Source organism: Pseudidiomarina fusca, assembly GCF_032227045.1.
GTDB classification, from domain to species: Bacteria; Pseudomonadota; Gammaproteobacteria; order Enterobacterales; family Alteromonadaceae; genus Pseudidiomarina; species Pseudidiomarina fusca.
Map to the genome: position 1 here is coordinate 277,458 of NZ_JANFPJ010000001.1, position 22,259 is coordinate 299,716.

The window sequence follows — 22,259 nt, forward strand, 5'->3', positions numbered from 1 at the left end:
AGCGGACTTGGTCAACCGTTGTCACAGGGTTGATTCAGGATATTTTATGGGTGTAGGTCACAACTCAGCAACAAGCGGTCTTCGCCCGGGCCTAAAAAGTCAGCTAAATAGGCTTGTTCGGTAAACCCTAACTGCTGATACAGCCCAATGGCTGCGGTATTGTTGGGGGCAACAGTGAGCTTTACTTCACGATAACCCGGCGGTAGATGCTCAAGCCATGCTTGTAACAATTGTTTGCCTACGCCTTGTCCACGCCAAGCGGAATTAACTAACACCGACATGATCCAGCAGCACTCGGGTTGTTGGTCGGGGGCGGCCATGATGTAACCCGCTAACTGCTCAGTCCTAGTCGATAGCCCGGTGCCCTCTGCGAGCCATTGCAAGTGCGGCCACTGCGCGAGCGCTTGATAGAAGAGTGGGGCGGGATAAGCTTCGGCACCGTACTGGTCGTATTCTAGCGCAGCTAACTGCAGCACATCGGCTGCAGTTGCGATACGTACATTTAGGGCAGCCATTAGCGAGTAAATTGCACCGAGAAAGTCACAGGTACGCTGTAATCAATCCGTTTTAATCCGGCAATGTCACGTAACTGATTAATCCCCTCGGCTAATTTAAACGCTTGAGTATCAATCATCAGCGGTTGTACGGTGGTTGCTAAAAAACGATTTTCCGCCAAGCGTGTGACCTGCAAGGTGGCATTCAGTTTCTCAGTCTCGCCGGCAATAAACACACTTAAGGGTAAGCTCAGAGGTAAGCTCTCGCCCACTTGTAAGCGCAACAGCGGGGCTTCTTCTACCGTAGCTGTGGCAGTCACAACTGTGTAATTGTCAGAGTCAAACAGGTGCTTCAGCATGCGTTCATTGCGAATGGGTATCAGTGTATCTAAGCTAATCACCGGGATTTCGATGCTTACTTGGCTGTCGAGCCACTGGCCTTGTAGGTCAGTAAAACGATGCACTTCTGCAACCACATCGTTTTTGACCGAAACAAAATGTAGCTGTGATAATTCGCTATCTAATTGCCATTCACTTGCTTGTACCGTAGCGGTGGCGCTTAATCCCAATAGGCTGCCGGCAGCAATCGTGTGTAGTGCCAACTGTTTAAATTTGGTAAAAGGTAATTGCAACATCATAAGCTCCTTGTTTCTGTAGAGGATATAGCCGTATCGACATGTTATTATTACGCAATAAGTATTATGATTGTTCACCAGCACATTGTACGAGTAAATCAACGAGACCGCCATGCAAGTTGCAGACACTTTACGCCAAGTTATCTCGGAATTTGAATTAACCGGTAACATCACCAAGCCCCTAATTGCGACTTTGATTTTAGTGTCGGCGATTTTATTGGTACGGGCGATATTGGCTAAGTTTATTCGCAAAAGTGTCAGTACTACCGAATTAAGGCGGCGTTGGTTAGTGCAAACGCGCAATGGTTTGTTGCTGTTGATGATGCTGGGCTTAATGCTGATATGGGCGGAAGAATTGCGCACGTTAGCGCTAGGTATTGTGGCCATTGCAGTGGCGTTTGTGGTGGCAACCAAAGAGCTTATCATGTGCTTAACGGGCAGTTTAGTTAAGTCCGGCAGTAGTTCGTTTAGTATCGGCGATAGAATTCAAATCAAAGATTTTCGTGGTGATGTGATTGATCAAAACCTACTGGCGACCACTCTATTAGAAGTAGGGCCGGGCAAGCACAGTCACCAACGAACCGGGCGCATGATAGCTATCCCTAATTCGTTGTTTGTGTCGGAGCCGATCATTAATGAAAGCTACACCCATGATTTTGTCTTACATGTGTTTACCGTTCCTTTTAAACGTGAAGACAACTGGCGTGCAGCACAAGCTGCGTTTTTAGAATCGGCTAATCGGCATTGTGCCGATATCCTCGAATTTGCCCGGCGCTATATGCAACGCATGAGCGATCATCGAGGCATAGATGTACCCTCAGTGGATCCGCGCGTTACCATCACGGCTCCCGTTGCTGGTGAAATACACTTAATTGTTCGGTTTCCGGCTAAAGCTGGAATGCGTAGCTATTTAGAACAAGCTATCTTAACGGAAGTGTTTGAGCACCATGATTTTACCAACAAGAATAGCACTGCTGAGATAAGTGTCAGCAAAAGTGGGCGCAGCAGCACCGAGACTGCTGCGGAAATCATCACGCCACCGCTTACTTAATCCGTATCAGCACTGGTAGCGAAATGTTGCTCGAACTCAGCTTGCGGCAGCGCTGGCGCGTACAAGTAGCCTTGCAGTAGGTCACAGCCTTTGGCGAGCAAATGATCTCGCTGAGCCGGCGTTTCCACCCCTTCGGCAACAATATTCATTGTTAAACTGTGAGCCAGCTGGATCATGGCTCCCACAATCGACGCCATGGATGGAATCACTAGCATGTCGCGGACAAAAGTAACGTCAATTTTGAGTGTCTCGAACGGCATTTCTGCTAAATACAATAATGATGAGTAGCCGGTACCAAAATCATCAATCGCAAAGTGAATGCCATGGTCACGTAGCTGCGCCATTTTTTCGGCGACAGCTTCGACATCATGTAGTAATAAACTTTCAGTCACTTCAAGTTTAAGTTTACTTGGGCAAACGCCGTAACGTTTAACCGTATTCAGCACTCGCTCAACAAAGTCGGGCTGCTGAAATTGCATGCCGCTGACGTTGATAGATAACACTAGGTTGCTCAGGGGCGCGTGGTATTGCCACTGTTTTAACATAGCGCAAGCTTGTTCTAGTACCCAATGGCCCACCTGAATAATAAGCCCCGTTTCTTCTGCTAGCGGGATAAATTCAGCAGGGGATACAAATCCTCGTTGTGGATGTTGCCACCGAAGAAGTGCCTCTGCGCCTACCCATGAGCCATCGGCATCCACTTGCGGTTGTAAAAATAAAGCTAATTGCTGTTTCTCGATAGCGTTACGTAAGTCGGCCTCAAGTTCTAAGCGCTGTTGCGCTTTTAATGAAAATTCGTTGTCGTAACATTCAATGCCTGTTTGTCGTTGCTTTGCATGCGCAAGGGCTAAGCTTGCTTGTTGCAGCGTCGTCTCCGGAGCCGTGAATGCATCAATGCGGGTTACCCCAACAGACACCGTGCTCAGATGGCTATAATGGCCCAATTGGTATTCTTCTTGAAGGTGATCTCGCAGCGCCTGAATTTTAGCAAAGGTAGCTTGTTGTTCTGCGACATTGGCATCGCGTTGGCGGCAGGGAAGGACCACAGCAAAATCATTGGCGCCCAATCGCGCGACAAAATAATGGCCGTTGCTCCAATCAAGAATACGTTGCGCTACTTGTTGGAGAAGTACATCGCCATAGCTGCTTCCAAAACTGTTATTGAGAGCTTTAAATTTATCTAAATCATAGATTGCTAAAACGTGAACTGCACCAGCGCTAGCATCTGGCTTGAGCTGCTGATTTAGAAGCTGTAAATGCTCGAGCAACAGCGCGCGATTAGCTAGGCCAGTTAAACTATCTTGGGTGGCCATCGTACGGATCATTTTTCTAGCTTCGCGTTGAGATTTAGCATGAGCGTAAAAGCGTTGGTCAACTTTACTACCAAGGGTAGCCGCAATCGTGGCTGCAATCAGACTAAACCAAACCACGTAGGCCAACCAATTATCGTGTTGATGGCCATGCATGGCTATTTCTTGGCTATAAAAACGGGCCGCTAACATCGCAGTGTAATGCATGCCGCTGATGGCTGCGGCGATGATGGCAGCAGGAAACAAGCGACTCACTAGACGCTGTAATTGGCCATCACGTTCAAAACGCAGCAGACCGCGGTAAGTTAACATGGCTACGATACCTAGGCTTAGTGCTACCACTAAGGAGGTGAGAAACCAAGTAATGTCATAGACTAACGCGCCATTAAAACGCATGGCTGCCATACCGATATAATGCATCGCACCAATCCCCAGCCCCAGCACGAGGCCAGCGCTAATGGTTCTGCCCGTAGCGGCCGTTTGGCGAGCATTATCATTGAGCGCCGGTAGTTGACTGTGCAGGGCGTAAGCATTGGCTAAAATAGCAGGTATCACTGAGAGGATGGTCAACCCAGTATCATGATGAATGGCCAGTGGAATTTGAAATGCCAGCATGCCAATAAAATGCATACTCCAGACCGCCACGCCGGCTATTGCGGCACTTATCCATAACCATAAGTTGCGATAAAAGGCATGGCGATAGCTTTTTGCTCGGCTGAGAGTTAACAACGACGTGTAGCTACCAACTAATGCTGCTAGGTAGGACAACATTACCAAGCCTAAATGATGAGAACCGGGTATGGCGCTGTACTTGAATTGGCCGAGGTCGAAAAAATGGCTTAGGGCTTCATGCATGTTGTTGTACATCCTTTGTTAGTCATCTTGATGAATAACGTAACCCATGCGACTTTAGTTTAATTGTCGACAATAAAATTGATTTCAACCTTGGAATTCCATTTCCAAGGGCGTAGAATAAGCTCAATTCAAAGATGCTGTCGACAATCTATCGGGTAACGTCATGACAACCGAAGCTGCCACTATACATAGTCCTATCTGGCGTTCGCCGGTCACTTCGGCTGATCGCGTCTTACATGAAATTCAACGGGCAATCGTAGCAGGTGACATTGCTGCGGGCAGTAAAATCAGCGAACCTGAATTGGCGCGGCGCTTTGATGTCAGCCGTGCGCCTTTGCGCGAGGCGTTAGCGCGACTAGAACGTTGCCACTTGATTGAACGAACGCCTAATGCTGGCTCTCGTGTCGTTACCTTATCGACCGCAGGGCTGCAAGCTTTATACCAAATTCGTGAAGAATTAGAGGGCTTAGCCTGTCGTTTGGCTGCCACCAACATGGATGAGCATGAAATTGAACAGCTGCGCCAGTTGCTAGACCAACACCTCACCAGCCAACGAGTACGCGAAGGTGAAAGCTATTATCAAGAGGCGGGCGATCTTGATTTTCATTATCGCATTATTATGGGTAGCAAAAATCCTTACCTCATCAATATGTTATGCGATGAATTGTACTTTTTAGTACGAATGTATCGAGTTCAGTTGGGGATGAATGGTCCGCGCGTGTCGCGTGCGTTTGATGAACACAAAGCTATTATTAATGCCATCGCTAATCGCGATGGTGAACTGGCGGATCTGCTGATGCGCCGCCACATCGCTGCCTCGCGTGGCAACATTGAATCTAAACTACAGCAATTGGGGAAATAACATGACTCAAGTACACAGTGCCGGCGCTAAGTTTCGCCAAGCCATTGCCGCCAACAAACCGTTGCAAATTGTTGGCACCATCAATGCTTACACCGCCATGATGGCAGCACGGGTTGGCCATCAAGCACTTTATTTATCGGGTGCCGGCGTTGCCAATGCTTCATTTGGTTTACCTGATTTAGGTATGACGTCACTGAATGACGTGTGTGAAGATATTCGACGTATTACTGGCGCAACGGATGTGCCCTTATTAGTTGATGCTGATACGGGTTGGGGCGGAGCCTTTAATATTGCCCGTACGGTGAAAGAAATGACGCGCGCAGGTGCGGCAGGTTTTCATATTGAAGACCAAGTAGCGCAGAAACGTTGTGGCCATCGCCCAAACAAAGAGATCGTGTCACAAGCAGAGATGGTAGACCGAGTTAAAGCTGCAGTAGATGCTCGCATTGATGATCAGTTCTACATCATGGCGCGTACCGATGCGTTTCAGCAAGAAGGCCTCGCCGCAGCGATTGAACGTGCACAAGCCTGTGTTGAAGCTGGTGCTGATGCGATTTTTGCTGAAGCAGTGCATACTTTAGAACATTATCAAGCCTTTACCGATGCGTTGAACGTACCTGTTTTAGCCAATATCACCGAGTTTGGTGCAACACCGTTGTTTAGCAAAGATGAGCTAGCTGAGGTTGGTATTGAATTAGTGCTATACCCACTTAGTGCCTTCCGCGCCATGAACAAAGCAGCCTTAAATGTGTACGAAAGCATTTTAGCCAAAGGCCATCAGCAAGACGTAGTAGACAGCATGCAAACCCGCGCTGAACTGTATGATTTTCTGAATTATCACGCCTTTGAAGATAAATTAGATTCATTGTTTAAAAAGTAGAGCAACAGCGCTAGTGGGTTTTAACTAGATCGATATTGGGGTGGTGGCAGTCAGCAAATAGCTGCTATCACCTTAAGATTTCAATAATAAGGAGTTAATCATGGTTGATAAGAAACTAACAGGGGCCGGATTGCGCGGTCAAGTAGCAGGAGAAACGGCACTTTGTACGGTAGGTAAAAGTGGCTCAGGCCTAACCTATTACGGCTATGACATTAAAGAATTAGCCGACAAAGTGAGTTTTGAAGAGGTTGCTTACTTATTATCACGTGGCGAGTTACCGAACGCGACACAATTAGCTGAGTTTAAAGCGCGTCTTAAACAACAACGTGGACTGCCACAAGCATTGAAAGATGTGCTAGAGCGCATTCCAGCTGATGCTCATCCGATGGATGTGATGCGCACCGGCTGTTCGTTTCTAGGCAACATCGAACCTGAGCAAGATTTTAGCGAAGCAGATGCAAAAATTGAGCGGATGTTAGCCGCATTCCCTAGTATTTTGTTGTACTGGTATCGCTTTAGTCATGATGGCAAACGTATTGAAACTGCCACTGACGATGATTCCATTGGCGCGCATTTCCTTCATTTATTGCATGATAAAGCGCCGTCAAAATTACACACGGATGTCATGAATACCTCATTGATTCTGTATGCGGAGCATGAATTTAATGCTTCAACCTTTACTGCTCGGGTATGTGCTTCAACCCTTTCTGATATTTTCTCATGTGTTACCGGTGCGATTGGTTCGTTACGCGGTCCATTGCATGGTGGCGCAAACGAAGCCGCAATGGAGTTGATTGAGAATATGCAAAACGCTGATGACGCTGAGCAACAGCTGATGGGCATGTTAGAGCGTAAAGAGAAAATCATGGGCTTTGGTCACGCTATTTATCGCGAATTTGACCCACGCAACGATATCATTAAAGAGTGGTCAGAAAAGCTCTCGCAAGAGTTTGGTGATAGCCGTCTGTACGATGTATCTGTGCGTTGTGAAGAAGTGATGTGGCGCGAGAAGAAATTGTTCCCAAATGCCGATTTCTTCCATGCTTCGGCCTATCATTACATGGGCATCCCAACTAAATTGTTTACCCCAATCTTCGTGATGTCGCGGGTAAGTGGTTGGACTGCACACGTAAAAGAGCAACGTGCAAATAACCGTATTATTCGTCCTAGTGCCGACTATACAGGTCCTGCACCGCGCCCAGTTCCAGCGTTAGCCGACCGTTAAACCGGCGTACGCACCAGCTTAGTTGCTCCGGCAAACATTCAGTGTGTCGGAGCACTTTTGTCCTATTCATCTAAGGGGACCGCCATGAATCAAGAATTTCGTCAACAGCTCCCAGGCACAACGTTACAATATTACGACACCCGTGCCGCGGTAGAAGCTATCGAACCAGGCGCATATGATCGCCTACCTTACACGTCTAAAATTTTAGCTGAGCAGTTAGTGCGTCGCTGTAACCCCGCGGAGTTAACGGCCAGCCTTGAACAATTGATTTATCGCAAGCGCGATCTGGATTTTCCATGGTACCCAGCGCGGGTAGTATGCCACGATATTTTGGGCCAAACAGCGCTCGTTGATTTAGCTGGTTTACGTGATGCAATTGCAGCTAAAGGTGGCGACCCAGCTAAGGTTAACCCGGTGGTACCAACCCAGTTAATCGTGGACCACTCGCTAGCAGTAGAACATGCTGGCTTTGAGAAAGATGCCTTTGAAAAGAACCGAGAAATAGAAGACCGTCGTAATGACGACCGGTTTCATTTTATCAACTGGACTAAAACAGCCTTTAAAAACGTTGATGTTATCCCTCCAGGGAACGGCATCATGCATCAGATCAACCTAGAAAAAATGTCGCCAGTTGTGCAAGTGCGTGACAACGTGGCTTTTCCTGACACCTGTGTAGGTACCGACAGCCACACCCCCATGGTCGATGCCTTAGGCGTCATTTCTGTTGGGGTAGGTGGCCTAGAAGCCGAGAGCGTGATGCTGGGACGAGCCTCTTACATGCGTCTACCCGACATTATTGGGGTAGAGCTAACAGGCAAGCTTAAACCAGGCATCACTGGTACCGATTTGGTCTTAGCTATCACTCAGTTTTTGCGGAAAGAGCGCGTGGTAGGAGCCTACTTAGAGTTCTTTGGCGAAGGTGCTGATGCTTTGTCAGTAGGTGATCGGGCGACTATTTCAAATATGACGCCAGAATATGGTGCAACTGCAGCCATGTTCTACATTGACCAGCAAACCATTGATTATTTGAAGCTTACCGGTCGTGATGACAAGCAAGTTGAGCTAGTTGAACGCTTTGCCAAACACACGGGCTTGTGGGCGGATAGCATGAAGGCAGCTGAGTACGAGCGGGTATTAACCTTTGATTTAGCCGCTGTTGAGCGCAATTTAGCTGGGCCGTCTAACCCGCATGCGTTGCTACCTACAGCTGATTTGGCAGCACGTGGTATTGCGAAGCATATTGACCAGCCCGAAGCAGGTTTGATGCCTGATGGCGCAGTCATTATCGCGGCTATTACCAGCTGTACCAATACCAGCAACCCACGCAATATGATTGCGGCCGGCTTGATCGCACGTAATGCTAATAAACTAGGTTTAACCCGTAAGCCTTGGGTGAAAACCTCGTTAGCACCGGGCTCAAAAACGGTAAAAATGTACCTAGAAGATGCCAACTTATTGCCAGAACTCGAAACCTTAGGGTTTGGCGTCGTTGGTTTTGCCTGTACAACTTGTAATGGTATGAGTGGTGCTTTAGATCCAAACATCCAGCAAGAAATTATCGAGCGAGATTTATTCTCAACGGCGGTTCTCTCTGGTAACCGTAATTTTGATGGCCGTATTCATCCATACGCCAAGCAAGCATTCTTAGCATCACCTCCGTTAGTTGTGGCTTATGCTATTGCCGGCACTATTCGCTTTGACATCGAAAAAGACGTTCTAGGTCTCGACCAGCAGGGTAACCCTGTTACCTTAAAGGATATTTGGCCAAGCGACGAAGAAATTGACGCCATTGTTAAACAAGCGGTTAAACCAGAACAGTTCCGTACGGTTTACGACCCTATGTTTAGTTTGAACGTTGATTATGGTGAGAAGACTGAACCGCTTTATAACTGGCGTCCACAGAGCACTTATATTCGCCGCCCACCTTATTGGGAGGGCTCATTTGCTGCAGGGAACAGCTTAAAGGGCCTACGTCCGCTAGCTGTGTTAGGTGACAATATTACGACCGATCACTTGTCGCCATCCAATGCGATTTTACCTGACAGCGCAGCCGGTGAATATTTAGCCAAGATGGGTTTGCCCGAAGAAGATTTTAATAGTTATGCAACTCACCGTGGTGACCATTTAACCGCACAGCGAGCAACATTTGCTAACCCTAAACTCTTTAATGAGATGGTCCGTAACGATCAAGGTGAGGTGATTCAAGGCTCTTTAGCACGAGTAGAGCCCGATGGCAAAGTGATGCGCATGTGGGAAGCCATTGAAACCTACATGGAGCGTAAGCAGCCATTGATTATTGTTGCTGGCGCTGATTATGGTCAAGGATCGTCACGAGATTGGGCTGCCAAAGGTGTTCGCTTAGCGGGTGTTGAGTGTATTGTGGCAGAAGGCTTTGAGCGTATCCACCGTACCAATTTAATTGGTATGGGAGTGCTACCGCTAGAATTTGAAGCGGGTACCACCCGTAACACTTTAGCTATTGATGGCACTGAAACCTTCGATGTGGAGGGCGAGGTGCAGCCGGGGGCGACCATGACTTTGGTGATTCATCGGGCCAACGGCGAAGTGGTAAAAGTACCTACCAAGTGTCGCTTAGATACTGCTGAAGAAGTGTCAATCTATGCAGCTGGCGGTGTTTTACAACGTTTTGCTCAAGACTTTTTAGCTGGTGAGGTTTAATCCTATGGCATTTGCTCCGCAATTAAAAATTGCCGCTACGTATATGCGTGGCGGCACTTCGAAAGGGGTCTTTTTTAAACTGGATGATTTGCCCCTAGCTGCGCAAACGCCGGGGCCAGCACGTGATAAATTATTGCTGCGTGTTATTGGTAGTCCGGATCCTTACGGCAAACACACCGACGGCATGGGCGGAGCTACTTCCAGTACCAGTAAAACGGTTATTTTATCCCGCAGTACCCGCAGTGACCATGACGTCGATTATCTATTCGGACAGGTAGCTATCGACAAGCCATTTATTGATTGGAGTGGCAACTGTGGCAACCTAACGGCAGCCGTAGGTTCGTTTGCAATTAGCAATGGTCTGGTTGATGCTGAACGGATTCCGTCGAACGGCATCTGTGTCGTTCGTATTTGGCAGGCAAATATTCAAAAAACCATCATTGCGCATGTGCCTATTACTGACGGTGAAGTGCAAGAAACTGGTGATTTTGAACTAGATGGAGTTACGTTCCCAGCGGCAGAGGTACAAGTTGAATTTATTGATCCTGCAGCGGACGAAGACGGTGCTGGTGGAGCAATGTTCCCCACGGGCAATTTGGTTGATGAGTTTGAGGTGCCAGGGCTTGGCAAATTGCAAGCAACTTTTATTAATGCGGGCATCCCGACGATTTTTGTCAATGCCGCAGATATTGGTTACACCGGTACTGAGTTACAAGGAGCCATCAACGAGAACGCTGAAGCCTTATTGATGTTTGAAAAGCTGCGCGCTTACGGTGCGATTAAAATGGGGTTAATCGACTCTATTGAGGCTGCTGCGGCACGTCAGCACACTCCTAAGATTGCCTTTGTGGCGGCTCCGGCAGATTATGTTTCAGCCAGTGGTAAAGCAATTCATGCTGGTGATATTGATCTGTTGGTACGGGCTATGTCAATGGGTAAATTGCACCATGCCATGATGGGAACAGCAGCAGTTGCGATAGCAACAGCAGCAGCTGTGCCAGGTACCTTGGTTAATTTAGCTGCTGGCGGCGGCGACCGTAGCCAAGTTGTCTTTGGCCATCCATCAGGCACTTTACGAGTGGGAGCTGAAGCTACTCAAGTGGATGGTGAATGGACGGTGACCAAGGCCATTATGAGCCGTAGCGCTCGGGTGCTGATGGAAGGCTGGGTGCGCGTACCACAAGACTAAAACTACAACACCGGGGCTTAGCGGTGTTACTAGGCTAGCCAACAAGCGCGAATGGATTGTTGTTGGCTAGTCGCTTTTAGTTCATCTAAAGGCACGGATTCTGATACACTTTAGCGGATATCTTCGTCTATTAAGGTGCTTTTTAACCTATGCAAGTCAACCAATCATCTCCACGTGATGCCGTGCGTCTCAATAAATTCATCAGCGAAAGTGGTATGTGCTCACGCCGCGAGGCAGATCGCTTTATTGAGCAAGGCCAAGTGACACTTAATGGTCGTCCTGCGGTGGTGGGTGACAAGGTGGGGCCTAGCGACGAAGTGCGAGTGAATGGCCGCCTAGTAGCAGCTCAAAATAAAGATAAGTTCGTTTTCATTGCGTTAAATAAGCCCGTTGGTATTGTAAGCACAACCGATTCAGCTGAGCCTAAGAATATCCAAAAATTTGTCGGCCACAAAGAGCGGATCTTTCCCATTGGCCGGTTAGATAAAGACTCGCAGGGGCTGATATTTCTTACCAGCAATGGCGATCTCGTTAACAAAATATTGCGTGCGGGTAACCGCCACGAAAAAGAGTACCTGGTAACGGTTCATAAGCCTATTACCGCCGATTTTATCAAGGGAATGGCTAACGGTGTACCTATTTTAGGAACCATGACCAAGCGTTGTAAGGTACAGCAACTGTCGTCGTTTGTGTTTCGGTTAACGCTAGTTGAGGGTATGAATCGACAGATTCGTCGGATGTGTGAATACTTCGGCTACGAGGTGCGCAAATTAGAGCGAACTCGCATTATGAACGTGCGTCTAGGTGCTCTTCAAGTGGGTCAATGGCGCAATCTAAATGCTGCCGAGTTGGCTGATATTATGGCGGCCATTGAAGGCTCTACTGGATTAGCACCAGAGGGACATAAAAGTCGGCGCCCGAAGCCGCAGAAAGTCGCTTCAGCATCAGCGGGTTCGCGCTCAGAGCGTCAAGCTTCTGCGGCCTCACGCAAGAACCGACGAGGTGGTCGCTATGATTAATCTTCCAGCCAAGAATATGGGTAAGAAGTGCCCCTGCGGTGGCGGAAAATATGCCAATTGCTGTGGGCCTTTTCATACTGGCACCAAGTTGCCACGCACAGCAGAGCAACTGATGCGGTCTCGCTACAGTGCATTTGCTCGCAACCTAGTGGAATATATTGCTGCTACTTGGCATCCCTCCACTCGACCAGAGCAGTTAGAACTCAGTGATAATCCGGTTTGGCTTCAGTTACAAATCATTGCTAGTGGTAGCCAAGGAAATCGTGGCTACGTGCACTTTATTGCTTACTTTGCAGCTGAAGATGGTATTGCAGAAATGGAAGAAGAGTCTGAATTTATTAGAGAACAGGGCCGCTGGTGGTACTTAAACGCTATTTCCGTTGAACACTAAAATAGCTTTGCCGCGGCGGTGATAAAACCAGCAGTGCAAAACAACCACATGCATTGCAACTGCTGGGAGATTTGGTCAAAAGTTAGAAACGTAAGTAAGTAACTTATACCGGCATAGGTTTGTTATCGTTCAAGTTTAGTAAGCCACGTACGGCGCGATAGATAAACCAGACGGCTGCGACCAATAGCACGATAAAGCCGATGCCAAAGAAGGTAGTGACTAAACCAATGAGCGACCACACTAACATCCACCAAAAGGTGCGAATTTGCCAAGTAAAGTGTGACTCTAAGTAAGTGCCACGAACTTCAGCTCGTTTGATGTAGTTAATAATAATCCCCACAATACTGGTGAAGCCAACAAAGCAAGATACTAATTGCAGAATATAAACGACCAGTGTCAGGGTTTTATTCTGGTCTTGGTCTACAGTATTAGTGGCATGAACTGTTGTTGAATTCATTGTGGCTGCTGGTTCTGGGGCCGGTTGTCCTGTCGTGTTTGATTGCTCAGTCATAAGCTAAAACTCCTTGTTATAATGTTGTTACTGCGTTTGCAAGGATAACCAAACTGTTTAGAACAATCCAGCTTTTTTTCAAGTACCACAAAAGGTTGTGGTAACCTGCTGGCTGGCAGTAGCCGGTGGCATTAAATCTGCGTACTCTGCTCGTTCTTGGTATGGCTGTGCGAAGGCTTGCTGTAATCGAACAAATTGAGCGAGTGAACCTGTCTTTACGACCTCATTAATACAGTCTTCAATTAAATGGTTGCGCGGAATCAGAGCTGGATTAACCTCATTAAGTTGGCGCTGTAATTGATGTGTTGGAGTACTCGCAGTCGCGTGCAACCATTGCTGATGCCAGGTTAACCATGACGCACTATCACTAAACAGATGATTGCGTCGATTTGGCTCTGCATCCCCTAGGTAACGAAATGCGAGGGTGAAATCAATGTGCTGCTGTTGCATTATCGCAAGTAGCTGTTGAACTAATTTGCTGGCCTCTGGATGGTCTGCGCTAAGCCCGATTTTAGCGCTAAAGTAAGCTTGATAATACTGTTGGTACTTGTCACTAAAGCCCATGACCAGCTCGGTAGCTCTTTCTATGGTAGCAGCGATGGCTGCTTCTGGTTCAGGTGCATCGTTAGCGGTCATGATAGGTAACAAGGTTTCGGCAAACCGAGCTAGGTTCCATTGTGCCATTGCAGGTTGATTGGCGTAGGCGTAGCGCCCTTGTTTATCAATAAAGCTAAACACTTGGTGTTCGTTGTAGGCTTCCATAAAGGCACAGGGGCCGTAGTCAATAGTGTCACCAACTAAGCTCATGTTATCTGTGTTCATAACGCCATGGATAAAACCCAAACTCATCCATTGTGCAATTAATTGTGCTTGCCTTTCGATAACTGCGCTAAGGAGCGCATCATAGCGAGCAAAACCAGGCGCATGTTGGAGTATAATCTCTGGGTAATGCCGTTCAATAAGGTAATCGGCAAAGCTTTTAAGCTTAGCCGCACTATTTAAATTTAAGACATATTGGGCGGTACCTACACGTAAATGGCTGCGCGCTACGCGTGCCAAAATTGCGCCGGGTTGGGCTTGTTCACGCTGTACCCAATCGCCTGTCGCGACTGCAGCCAACGCCCGCGTCGTAGGTACGCCTAAATGATGCATGGCTTCGCTAACTAAGTACTCTCGTATCACTGGGCCGATGGCAGAGCGGCCATCGCCGCGGCGAGAGTAGGGGGTGCGGCCACTGCCTTTTAGCTGCAGATCAAAACGTTGTCCCTCAGGGGTCACGATTTCCGTCAGTAAAATGGCGCGACCATCACCTAAATGCGGGTTAAAATGACCAAATTGATGACCACTGTAGGCTAGCGCATGGGGCTGGGCCCAGTCCGGCAGTTGGTTACCAGCAAAGAGTTGCAAGCCGGCTTCAGTCCCCCAAAAAGCTTCGGGTAAGCCAAGCTCGGCCGCTAATGGCTGATTAAAAGCTAGCCATTGTGGCGCCGATACTGGGCTGGGTGAGCAACTCGTCGAAAATTCATTGGCTAGCTGACAATAACTGAGTTCGGTAGTAAATGACGCTGACATGATAGGCCTCTATCTATTAAAAAACCCGCGATGGTTTTGCCAACGCGGGTTCTAGCTTAGCGCATTGTCGATTTAGATTAAATCGAAGCGATCTGCATTCATTACTTTGGTCCAAGCTTTCACAAAGTCATGCACAAATTTTTCTTGTGCGTCATCTTGCGCATAAACCTCCGCATAACTCCGTAAGATTGAGTTAGAACCAAAGACTAAATCAACTCGTGTTGCGGAATACTTGGTAACTCCGGTAGCACGCTCCTTAATGTGGTAAAGATTCTTACCAGCGGGCTCCCATGTATAGGACATATCAGTTAAGGTAACAAAAAAGTCATTGCTTAAGACACCTTCACGGTCAGTAAATACGCCATGTTTGGTACCACCAAAATTGGTGCCTAGTACTCTCATGCCACCAACTAAAACCGTCATCTCCGGTGCTGTTAGGCCCATGAGTTGGGTGCGGTCTAACATGAGTTCTTCGGGTGCTACTGCGTAATCTTTTTTCACATAGTTACGATAGGCATCATGTACTGGCTCAAGCGGTTCGAAGCTTTCTGCATCAGTCATGTCATCGGTTGCATCGCCGCGACCTGGGGCAAAAGGTACCTTAATATCGACCCCCGCTGCATGTGCGGCTTGCTCAACCGCTGCAGTACCACCTAAGACAATAAGATCCGCTAAACTAATTGGTTTATGGAAGCCGGCTTGAATACTCTCGAGTACTTTTAGTACCTTCTGGAGACGTTCAGGCTCATTACCCTCCCAATCTTTTTGCGGTGCTAAACGAATTCGCGCACCATTAGCTCCGCCACGATAATCCGAGCCGCGGAAGGTACGAGCACTATCCCAAGCCGTCGCAACCAGTTCACTTGTACTTAAGCCGCTATTAAGAAGTTGCTGTTTAAGATCGGCAATTTCGGTATCGTCGAGGCTGTAATCAACCGCAGGAATAGGATCTTGCCAGATCAAGTCTTCAGCCGGTACATCAGGGCCTAGGTAGCGAGATTTTGGTCCTAGATCTCGGTGCGTTAATTTAAACCAAGCACGGGCAAACACTTCAGAGAAGTATTCAGGATCGTTATAGAACCGCTCTGAAATCTTACGATAGTCAGGGTCCATTTTCATGGCCATGTCGGCATCGGTCATAATTGGGTTATAACGCTTGCTAGGGTCATGGGCATCAACTGGTTTATCTTCTTCTTTAATATTGATGGGTTCCCATTGCCAAGCACCAGCTGGGCTTTTCTTTAATTCCCAGTCATAGTTCAGCAAGAGATAGAAGTAGCCGTTATCCCACTGCGTTGGATGAGTGGTCCAAGCCCCTTCAATGCCGCTGGTAATGGTATTTCCACTGTGACCTTTACCAGCTGGATTTTTCCAGCCCAAGCCTTGCTCAGTTACATCAGCCGCTTCAGGCTCTGCACCTAACTTAGTAGCATCGCCATTGCCGTGACATTTACCCACGGTATGCCCACCAGCGGTAAGAGCACAGGTTTCTTCATCGTTCATCGCCATCCGCGCAAATGTGCGGCGGACATCATGAGCCGTGCGTAATGGATCGGGCTTACCGTCAACCCCTTCAGGATTCACGTAAATTAATCCCATTTGTACTGCGGCTAGAGGGTTTTCTAAGCTATCACGGTCTTGATCGTCACTGTAACGTTGCGCCGTTTCAGCTAACCATTCTCTTTCAGAACCCCAATAAATATCTTTCTCAGGATGCCAAATATCAGCGCGACCACCGGCAAAGCCATAGGATTTGAGACCCATTGACTCGTAAGCCATGGTTCCTGCCAGAATCATAAGATCCGCCCACGACAATTTGTTGCCGTATTTTTTCTTGATGGGCCACAATAAGCGACGTGCTTTATCAAGATTGACGTTATCAGGCCAATTGTTTAAGGGGGCAAACCGCTGATTGCCGGTGCCACCGCCACCACGACCATCCGCGGTACGATAAGTACCAGCCGAGTGCCATGCCATGCGGATCATAAGACCACCATAATGACCCCAGTCAGCTGGCCACCAATCCTGGCTGTCGGTCATGAGTGCTTTCAGATCATTTTTAACAGCTGCTAAGTCTAATTTTTTAAATTCTTCGGCATAATTAAAGTCTGCTCCCATCGGGTTAGTCTTGCTATCATGCTGATGCAAGATGTCGAGATTAAGAGCATTAGGCCACCACTCCATCACTGTTTTACTAGAGCTGGTATTGCCACCATGCATCACGGGGCATTTGCCACTGGAGGCTGATTTATTATCCATAGCTGTTCCTCTTCATTTTGAGCTGCAAAGAACTCTGACGAAATTAGGTCGTGGTGCATCTAAGTATCCGATAATACAAAGGATCAGCACCATTCACTGCACTTTATGACTATAGACTATAGCGCCCCACACACAAGTTAGATAGCTAGAATTATCGATGACTGAGATAGACTTTTTTGATGACAACTTAAGCACTTAATTTCAGCGGTAACGAGCTAAAGCCGGTAGCAGGGTAGTTAGACCAGGTTGGCTGGCCGGCTAATTCTAGACAGGATACCTGCTCTAGCAAGATACGCGTAAATGTTTCTAGCTCCAGTTGGGCTAGTGGCTTACCGGGGCAGACATGAACTCCAGCACCATAAAGTAAGTTATGTGCGGCATTTTGCTGCGGATTGAACGTCAATGGCTGTGGAAATACGGCAGCATCCCGCTGTATTTCTGGCCACACTAGGGTTATCGGAGTACCTGAAGGAAGCTCTTGCTGAGCAAGTTGCACAGGACAACGAGTGCGTCGTCGATTACTTGGCAAGGGCGCATGAATACGTAGTATTTCATCAATACTTTCGCGCAGCGGTAAGTCGTTGTTGCGTAGCTGCTGTTGGAGCTGCGGATGTTGCGCCAAATAGCCGGTTATAATACCGACGCTGGCGGTAATGGTTGCTAATTCTCCTACCGTCCAGTTTCGAATTAAGCTGGTTAATTCGGCTAAACTAAGTGCTCGGCCGTGAATCCTTAATTCGGTGAGTTGACGCATCACCGGTGGTTGTGACTGCTGTTGAGCTAGCTTGGCCAATGTGGCTATATGTTGCTCAAATTCGGCCGCAAGCATCACCATAGCCGATTTATCTTGTTGGCGTTGCGCCTGCTGTTGGGCTTGTAACCAAGCCTGAATAAGCGGTTTGTAATCGTCTGGCCAACCCATAAAAAGCCATTGAATATCCAACGCAAAGGGACGAGCAAAAGCTGTGATAAAATCAATAGTCATACCATCTGCGTGGTCAATTAATGCTGTTACTTGGCGCTCTACCAAAGCAACACAAGCGGGCTGAAACTGAGCGATGGCAGTCGTTGAAAAAAAGGGCTCAATCAGTTGCCGATAGGTTTGATGCTGCTCATCATCCATGCCGTTCGGTACTGATATATGTTGCGATACCTGATTGCTAAAAAGCTGAGGCTTAGACAAGACTTGCATAGCATCAGCGTGACAGGTGACAGTTACTTGCGACGTTGCGGAGTAAGACATATTAAGCCTCCTTAATGATCGAGACTTCATTATCCGCATTACAGACTTGTTTACAAGTTAGCTTTTCGCATTTTGGTCAAACCAATTGACCTAGATCATGATCACAAACTTCTTTCTTTGCAAAGAGCAACCAACCACTTACCTAAAGCTTCAAGACCAATCCGCTTAGCTGCTCGATTTGGATAAACAAAGTAAAAGCTATCGTCGGTGCGGATACTATGTAAAGGCAATTCGTACAAGCTATCGGCACGCTCAGCAGTACTGGTCATAAATTCATTGAGTAGGGCAATTCCTTGGCCATATTTAGCCGCTTCAACCGCTAATAAAACATGACTAAAGTGATGAATTTTAGTATGAGGTGGTAAGGGTTGCTGAACCGCAGCAAACCACCGTCGCCAATCCTCGCCGGGCTGGTTGGAACTGAATACAGATGCGGCCGACAATAATGGGAATTGTGTTAATAAATGAGGCTCTCGCAATTGCTGTGCTTCGCTCCAAAGGGGTTTGGCACAATAGGGTTTGAGTCTCTCATCGTATAAATGATATTGAGTAAAGCCGGTGCGTGGTGGTTGAGTCGTAATGAAACAATCGGCAAACTGGGTATCAAAACGTCCGTCTTGAGTAAGCATTTGCAGCGATAGATCAATATTGGGATAGCGCAGGCGAAAGTCATCTAATGCTGGAATCAGCCACTTGACCGCTAACGAGCCATGCAACGCTAGTTTTAGCTGCCGAGATTTTTGTTGCTTCATATCGATACTGGCGTGACTGATAGTATCAATGGCTGGTGCCACTTGTTGTAGATATTGCTCACCTAAAGCCGTAAGCAAGATATCTCGCCCTCTGCGGACAAATAATGGATGTCCGAGGAAATCCTCAAGCCCTTTTATTTGGTGGCTTACAGCACTCTGAGAGACATGCAAGCGCTGGGACGCCACAGAAAAGCTTTGCGCACGAGCAGCTTCAACAAAATAGTGAATAGCGCGTAAAGGGATACTCATTATCCAAAAATCTCATAGTTGTTTTAATTAATATCATTATAAGTAATATCACCGCGATAGTACAATCTAACAACAAGCCAAAGTCTGTTAGTTAAAGAGGAGTTAGTCGTGGATCGTTCGCTTATTCTAGCCGTGTTGTTATTAATTTTTGGCAACAATATTGCGATTCTATCCGACTCTTTAATTAAGTTACTCGATGGCTTTGAAGCACCCTTTCAATTTGTGCTGCTGCGCCAATTAAGTGCAGCTTTGTTACTACTACCTGTGATGCTTTATTTACGCCGACCGTTACTACCTCAAAAATTACGCTGGCATGCCACTCGTGCTCATATCTTCTTATTTGGCGCGGTATTTATGGTTATTTCACTAACGACCTTACCCTTGGCTACTGCGAATGCTATTTTTTATGCAGCACCACTGATTACGGTGGTATTTGCACGTGTTTTTTTCAAAGAAAGGGTTACTCTCTGGTCATTAGGTACAGCGGCTTTAGGTATGCTTGGCGTACTAGTTATTGTTAACCCTAGTGAAGGAAATATCTTTGTTTTAGCTGCGTTGGTGGTGGCTGCAAGTTTAGCTATAAATAATCTACTGATTAAGAAACTGCCGGTCGAACATAGCATCATTGATACTCTTTATCTGACTAACATACTTGGTATTCCTACCACCTTGGTGTTGACCCTTATTGAGGGGGCTACTTTTGATTGGTACTTATTTTGGTTAGCTATAGGGTCGAGCTGCTTTGCGATGATTTATGCGGCAACATGCGTGTATGCATACCGAGCTGCCGATAGCAATAAGATAACCAGTGCTGAATACACAGGATTGATTGGTGCCGTTCTTTTAGGATTCGTGTTTTTTGCCGAGCAACCCGATTTACGTTTTTACCTGGGGAGTCTATTAATTGTTATTCCTCTAACACTACTCACTTGGCGTCAGGGAAAGTCGAGCTAGTAGGCAGTAAGTGATACTTGATAACTAATCTAAAAATAAAGCTTGAGCGCTTACGAGACCCCGCTGTAAGTAGAGCTTACTGTCCGACTCAATATAAGCGTTAATGAGTGCTTTTAGACCTATTTTAGTTGGATTAAACCTTGATGGATAGCCTCATAAAGCTGGGTACTAAGGGGCTGATAACCATGTTTTAAATCAACTAACACATACAATGGGTCGGTCACCTTGGCTAAACTAAAGCTATCTTTTTTCAATTGAGTTTTCATTACTTTGAAAGTAGTTGTCAGCTCGTGATGCTGACGAAGCCGAATAAAGCGAGGTAACGCATATTCGGGTAAGTGCTTGCGGATGGTTTGAAAGAACTCTTGAGGATTGAACTCTCGACCTTGTGCTAGAACAAGACTAACCATCCCTGCTTTACCTTCGGCATGAGGTACTTTTACACCGTAGGCTACAGCTTCAATGATATCGGTAACACGAGCTATTTGTGCCTCAACTTCTGTGGTGGCAACGTTTTCTGACTTCCATCTGAAGGTTTCACCCGTTCTGTCGACAAAGGCAATATGGCGAAACCCTTGATGTCGAACGAGATCACCCGTATTGAACCAACAATCGCCAGGTTTAAAAACATCTACCAGTAATTTTTCAGCATTAGCTTGGGGGTTATTCGTGTAACCATCAAAGGGAGCTTTCGATGAGACCTTTGTTAGTAAAAGGCCAACGTCACCTTTAGCTACGGGTTGTAAATAGCCGAGATCATCTTGTATCGGTATTTCGCGTTCAAAATCAAATGCGACAACCGCATATGTCATGGGTGAAAAGCCAACAGTACGTTTTAAGTTGAAGGCATTAACAAAGCCAACATTGCCTTCGCTAGCACCGTATAGTTCGCAAATATGACGAATACCAAAACGTTGCTGTAACTCATCCCAGATTTCAGCTCTTATCCCGTTACCAATAATGGCACGAATATCATGCTGGTTATCACTGGCGTGGGGCGGCTGATTTAGTAAGTACCGGCACATTTCTCCCACATAAACAAAAACGGAGGCTTGAAAATCTTTGATATCCTGCCAAAACCCTGAGGCACTGAATCGTTCAGATAATGCCATCGAACTACCACTCATGACCACGGCACTTAATGCTATGGATAAAGCCGTATTATGATAAAGCGGCAGGGTGTTGTAGAGGGTATCTTGTTGTTTCAATCTCAGCGCCATATGGCCGAAGCCAATACCGGCTTTATACCAGCGAAAATGGGTCATGGCTGCAGCTTTAGGTAAACCAGTAGTGCCAGAAGTAAGTACATAAAAACAATGCTGAGCTAAAGTAATGGTCTCGGTTTGGTGTGGATTGTGTTGATGTTCAGCCTTAATTAAGGGCGTTAAATCAGTGGAAAAACAAGCTTGCGCGGCAGTGCTTAATTGGTTCCATTCCATTCTAGAATCAAGTGCACATTGAAGATCTAGGTTAAGAGTTGCGATTTCCTCGGCGTACGCACTTTGGCTGATTAATAACTTGGGCTGCAATACTTTAATACTATGTGCGAGAGTTTCTTGCCGCTGTTTTGAGTTAAGCATGCCAGCTATGGCCCCAAGCTTATTGATTGCAAATGCCCAAGCTAGCTGTGCAGCCGAATTATTAAAAAGTAACGCGACACAATCACCTTCCTTGATACCATAGGCAGCAAGAGCGTGGGCTAATTGATTAACCCAGCTGTTGAATTCTTCGTAAGTAAAGTTGCCCTCATGAGTCTTCAAAAAAATACGTTTGGGATATCGGCGAGCTGCTTGCTGTAGAAACCATCCCGTAGAGCCACGGTGATGTTTTTTAGCCCATGCTAATTTAACAAGAGTGCAGAAAAAAATCGGTAAACGAGGGATGAATTTAATCAAAGCCCCTAACATCATTTTCCATGAAATCGTGTTGTTATTATTTTTATCCATGGTTAAAGGTTTAATTAGTAGGATTAACTTTATATTAGCGCTAATACTGATGTTATTTCCATAGCTGGCCCGCGTAATTTTTGCTTAATAGTTGCCTTAGTGATCTGACTTAAATTGAAAGCCCTGCAGCTGATTCAGCTGCAGGGCTTTGCTTTTATCTGGTTCTTGTGGCTTGCGGGCCGG

General features: G+C 46.8%; 18 protein-coding genes. 9 read left to right on the forward strand and 9 right to left on the reverse strand.

All coding sequences use genetic code 11. From position 1 onward, the window contains the following. Nucleotides 1–44: 44 nt before the first annotated feature. Nucleotides 45–515 carry a GNAT family N-acetyltransferase gene (locus NOG12_RS01300; protein ID WP_313932198.1) on the reverse strand — a complete coding sequence of 157 codons (471 nt, stop codon included), beginning with the start codon at nucleotides 513–515 and terminating at the stop codon, nucleotides 45–47. Continuing rightward, on the reverse strand, nucleotides 515–1,132 hold the full coding sequence (locus tag NOG12_RS01305) for a YceI family protein (protein ID WP_313932199.1): 618 nt from the start codon (nucleotides 1,130–1,132) through the stop codon (nucleotides 515–517). The genes NOG12_RS01300 and NOG12_RS01305 overlap by 1 nt, the downstream gene beginning before the upstream one ends. 109 nt (nucleotides 1,133–1,241) lie before the next feature. Here NOG12_RS01305 and NOG12_RS01310 point away from each other — a divergent pair, with 109 nt between their 5' ends. After that, entirely contained in the window at nucleotides 1,242–2,180 is a 939-nt protein-coding gene (locus NOG12_RS01310) for a mechanosensitive ion channel domain-containing protein (protein WP_313932200.1), read from the forward strand. Here the strand turns inward: NOG12_RS01310 and NOG12_RS01315 are convergent. Then, nucleotides 2,177–4,345: a putative bifunctional diguanylate cyclase/phosphodiesterase gene (locus NOG12_RS01315; protein ID WP_313932201.1), complete on the reverse strand. Its 2,169-nt coding sequence runs from the start codon at nucleotides 4,343–4,345 to the stop codon at nucleotides 2,177–2,179. The two genes, NOG12_RS01310 and NOG12_RS01315, sit on opposite strands and share 4 nt — an antisense overlap. A gap of 163 nt (nucleotides 4,346–4,508) precedes the next feature. Between NOG12_RS01315 and NOG12_RS01320 the strand changes: the two genes are divergently transcribed. The 7 genes from NOG12_RS01320 to NOG12_RS01350 all read left to right on the forward strand — a co-directional run bounded on the left by NOG12_RS01320 (nucleotide 4,509) and on the right by NOG12_RS01350 (nucleotide 12,590). Further along, nucleotides 4,509–5,207, forward strand: a complete 699-nt coding sequence (locus tag NOG12_RS01320; RefSeq protein WP_313932202.1) for a GntR family transcriptional regulator — start codon at nucleotides 4,509–4,511, stop codon at nucleotides 5,205–5,207. 1 nt (nucleotide 5,208) lies between these two features. Beyond that, a complete protein-coding gene (prpB, locus tag NOG12_RS01325; protein ID WP_153826082.1) occupies nucleotides 5,209–6,087 on the forward strand; it encodes a methylisocitrate lyase in 879 nt (292 codons plus the stop codon). Nucleotides 6,088–6,187: 100 nt separating this feature from the next. Next, nucleotides 6,188–7,312 (forward strand): bifunctional 2-methylcitrate synthase/citrate synthase, encoded by a 1,125-nt coding sequence (prpC, locus tag NOG12_RS01330; protein ID WP_110075282.1) that lies wholly within the window; start codon nucleotides 6,188–6,190, stop codon nucleotides 7,310–7,312. Between the two features lie 84 nt (nucleotides 7,313–7,396). Continuing rightward, a complete protein-coding gene (gene acnD, locus NOG12_RS01335; RefSeq protein ID WP_313932203.1) occupies nucleotides 7,397–9,991 on the forward strand; it encodes a Fe/S-dependent 2-methylisocitrate dehydratase AcnD in 2,595 nt (864 codons plus the stop codon). Between the two features lie 4 nt (nucleotides 9,992–9,995). Next, on the forward strand, nucleotides 9,996–11,180 hold the full coding sequence (gene prpF / locus NOG12_RS01340) for a 2-methylaconitate cis-trans isomerase PrpF (RefSeq protein ID WP_313932204.1): 1,185 nt from the start codon (nucleotides 9,996–9,998) through the stop codon (nucleotides 11,178–11,180). Nucleotides 11,181–11,329: 149 nt separating this feature from the next. Continuing rightward, entirely contained in the window at nucleotides 11,330–12,199 is an 870-nt protein-coding gene (gene rluF, locus NOG12_RS01345) for a 23S rRNA pseudouridine(2604) synthase RluF (RefSeq protein WP_313932205.1), read from the forward strand. Continuing rightward, nucleotides 12,192–12,590 carry a YchJ family protein gene (locus NOG12_RS01350; protein WP_228759458.1) on the forward strand — a complete coding sequence of 133 codons (399 nt, stop codon included), beginning with the start codon at nucleotides 12,192–12,194 and terminating at the stop codon, nucleotides 12,588–12,590. The genes rluF and NOG12_RS01350 overlap by 8 nt, the downstream gene beginning before the upstream one ends. Nucleotides 12,591–12,693: 103 nt before the next feature. Here NOG12_RS01350 and NOG12_RS01355 read toward each other — a convergent pair whose 3' ends face one another. The 5 genes from NOG12_RS01355 to NOG12_RS01375 form a co-directional block, all read right to left on the reverse strand. After that, nucleotides 12,694–13,101, reverse strand: coding sequence for a DUF4870 family protein (locus NOG12_RS01355; protein ID WP_313932206.1), 408 nt, complete (start codon nucleotides 13,099–13,101; stop codon nucleotides 12,694–12,696). 78 nt (nucleotides 13,102–13,179) lie between these two features. Then, nucleotides 13,180–14,673, reverse strand: coding sequence for a protein adenylyltransferase SelO (locus NOG12_RS01360; RefSeq protein ID WP_313932207.1), 1,494 nt, complete (start codon nucleotides 14,671–14,673; stop codon nucleotides 13,180–13,182). Between the two features lie 72 nt (nucleotides 14,674–14,745). After that, a complete protein-coding gene (gene katG / locus NOG12_RS01365) occupies nucleotides 14,746–16,932 on the reverse strand; it encodes a catalase/peroxidase HPI (protein WP_313932208.1) in 2,187 nt (728 codons plus the stop codon). 187 nt (nucleotides 16,933–17,119) lie between these two features. Further along, nucleotides 17,120–18,175 (reverse strand): cytochrome P450, encoded by a 1,056-nt coding sequence (locus tag NOG12_RS01370; protein ID WP_313932209.1) that lies wholly within the window; start codon nucleotides 18,173–18,175, stop codon nucleotides 17,120–17,122. A gap of 101 nt (nucleotides 18,176–18,276) precedes the next feature. Then, a complete protein-coding gene (locus NOG12_RS01375) occupies nucleotides 18,277–19,176 on the reverse strand; it encodes a LysR substrate-binding domain-containing protein (protein WP_110075276.1) in 900 nt (299 codons plus the stop codon). 108 nt (nucleotides 19,177–19,284) lie between these two features. On the opposite strand from NOG12_RS01375, the gene NOG12_RS01380 reads away from it, so the two are divergent. Beyond that, nucleotides 19,285–20,130 (forward strand): DMT family transporter, encoded by an 846-nt coding sequence (locus NOG12_RS01380; RefSeq protein WP_110075275.1) that lies wholly within the window; start codon nucleotides 19,285–19,287, stop codon nucleotides 20,128–20,130. Between the two features lie 119 nt (nucleotides 20,131–20,249). Here the strand turns inward: NOG12_RS01380 and NOG12_RS01385 are convergent, their stop codons facing one another. Then, nucleotides 20,250–22,076: a long-chain-acyl-CoA synthetase gene (locus NOG12_RS01385; RefSeq protein WP_313932210.1), complete on the reverse strand. Its 1,827-nt coding sequence runs from the start codon at nucleotides 22,074–22,076 to the stop codon at nucleotides 20,250–20,252. Nucleotides 22,077–22,259: the final 183 nt, after the last annotated feature.

Coding starts and splice junctions, on each gene's coding strand:
- NOG12_RS01300 (WP_313932198.1), bottom strand. CDS start 515: ATGGCTGCCCTAAATGTACGTATCGCAACTGCAGCCGATGTGCTGCAG.
- NOG12_RS01305 (WP_313932199.1), bottom strand. CDS start 1,132: ATGATGTTGCAATTACCTTTTACCAAATTTAAACAGTTGGCACTACAC.
- NOG12_RS01310 (WP_313932200.1), top strand. CDS start 1,242: ATGCAAGTTGCAGACACTTTACGCCAAGTTATCTCGGAATTTGAATTA.
- NOG12_RS01315 (WP_313932201.1), bottom strand. CDS start 4,345: ATGCATGAAGCCCTAAGCCATTTTTTCGACCTCGGCCAATTCAAGTAC.
- NOG12_RS01320 (WP_313932202.1), top strand. CDS start 4,509: ATGACAACCGAAGCTGCCACTATACATAGTCCTATCTGGCGTTCGCCG.
- prpB (WP_153826082.1), top strand. CDS start 5,209: ATGACTCAAGTACACAGTGCCGGCGCTAAGTTTCGCCAAGCCATTGCC.
- prpC (WP_110075282.1), top strand. CDS start 6,188: ATGGTTGATAAGAAACTAACAGGGGCCGGATTGCGCGGTCAAGTAGCA.
- acnD (WP_313932203.1), top strand. CDS start 7,397: ATGAATCAAGAATTTCGTCAACAGCTCCCAGGCACAACGTTACAATAT.
- prpF (WP_313932204.1), top strand. CDS start 9,996: ATGGCATTTGCTCCGCAATTAAAAATTGCCGCTACGTATATGCGTGGC.
- rluF (WP_313932205.1), top strand. CDS start 11,330: ATGCAAGTCAACCAATCATCTCCACGTGATGCCGTGCGTCTCAATAAA.
- NOG12_RS01350 (WP_228759458.1), top strand. CDS start 12,192: ATGATTAATCTTCCAGCCAAGAATATGGGTAAGAAGTGCCCCTGCGGT.
- NOG12_RS01355 (WP_313932206.1), bottom strand. CDS start 13,101: ATGACTGAGCAATCAAACACGACAGGACAACCGGCCCCAGAACCAGCA.
- NOG12_RS01360 (WP_313932207.1), bottom strand. CDS start 14,673: ATGTCAGCGTCATTTACTACCGAACTCAGTTATTGTCAGCTAGCCAAT.
- katG (WP_313932208.1), bottom strand. CDS start 16,932: ATGGATAATAAATCAGCCTCCAGTGGCAAATGCCCCGTGATGCATGGT.
- NOG12_RS01370 (WP_313932209.1), bottom strand. CDS start 18,175: ATGTCTTACTCCGCAACGTCGCAAGTAACTGTCACCTGTCACGCTGAT.
- NOG12_RS01375 (WP_110075276.1), bottom strand. CDS start 19,176: ATGAGTATCCCTTTACGCGCTATTCACTATTTTGTTGAAGCTGCTCGT.
- NOG12_RS01385 (WP_313932210.1), bottom strand. CDS start 22,076: ATGGATAAAAATAATAACAACACGATTTCATGGAAAATGATGTTAGGG.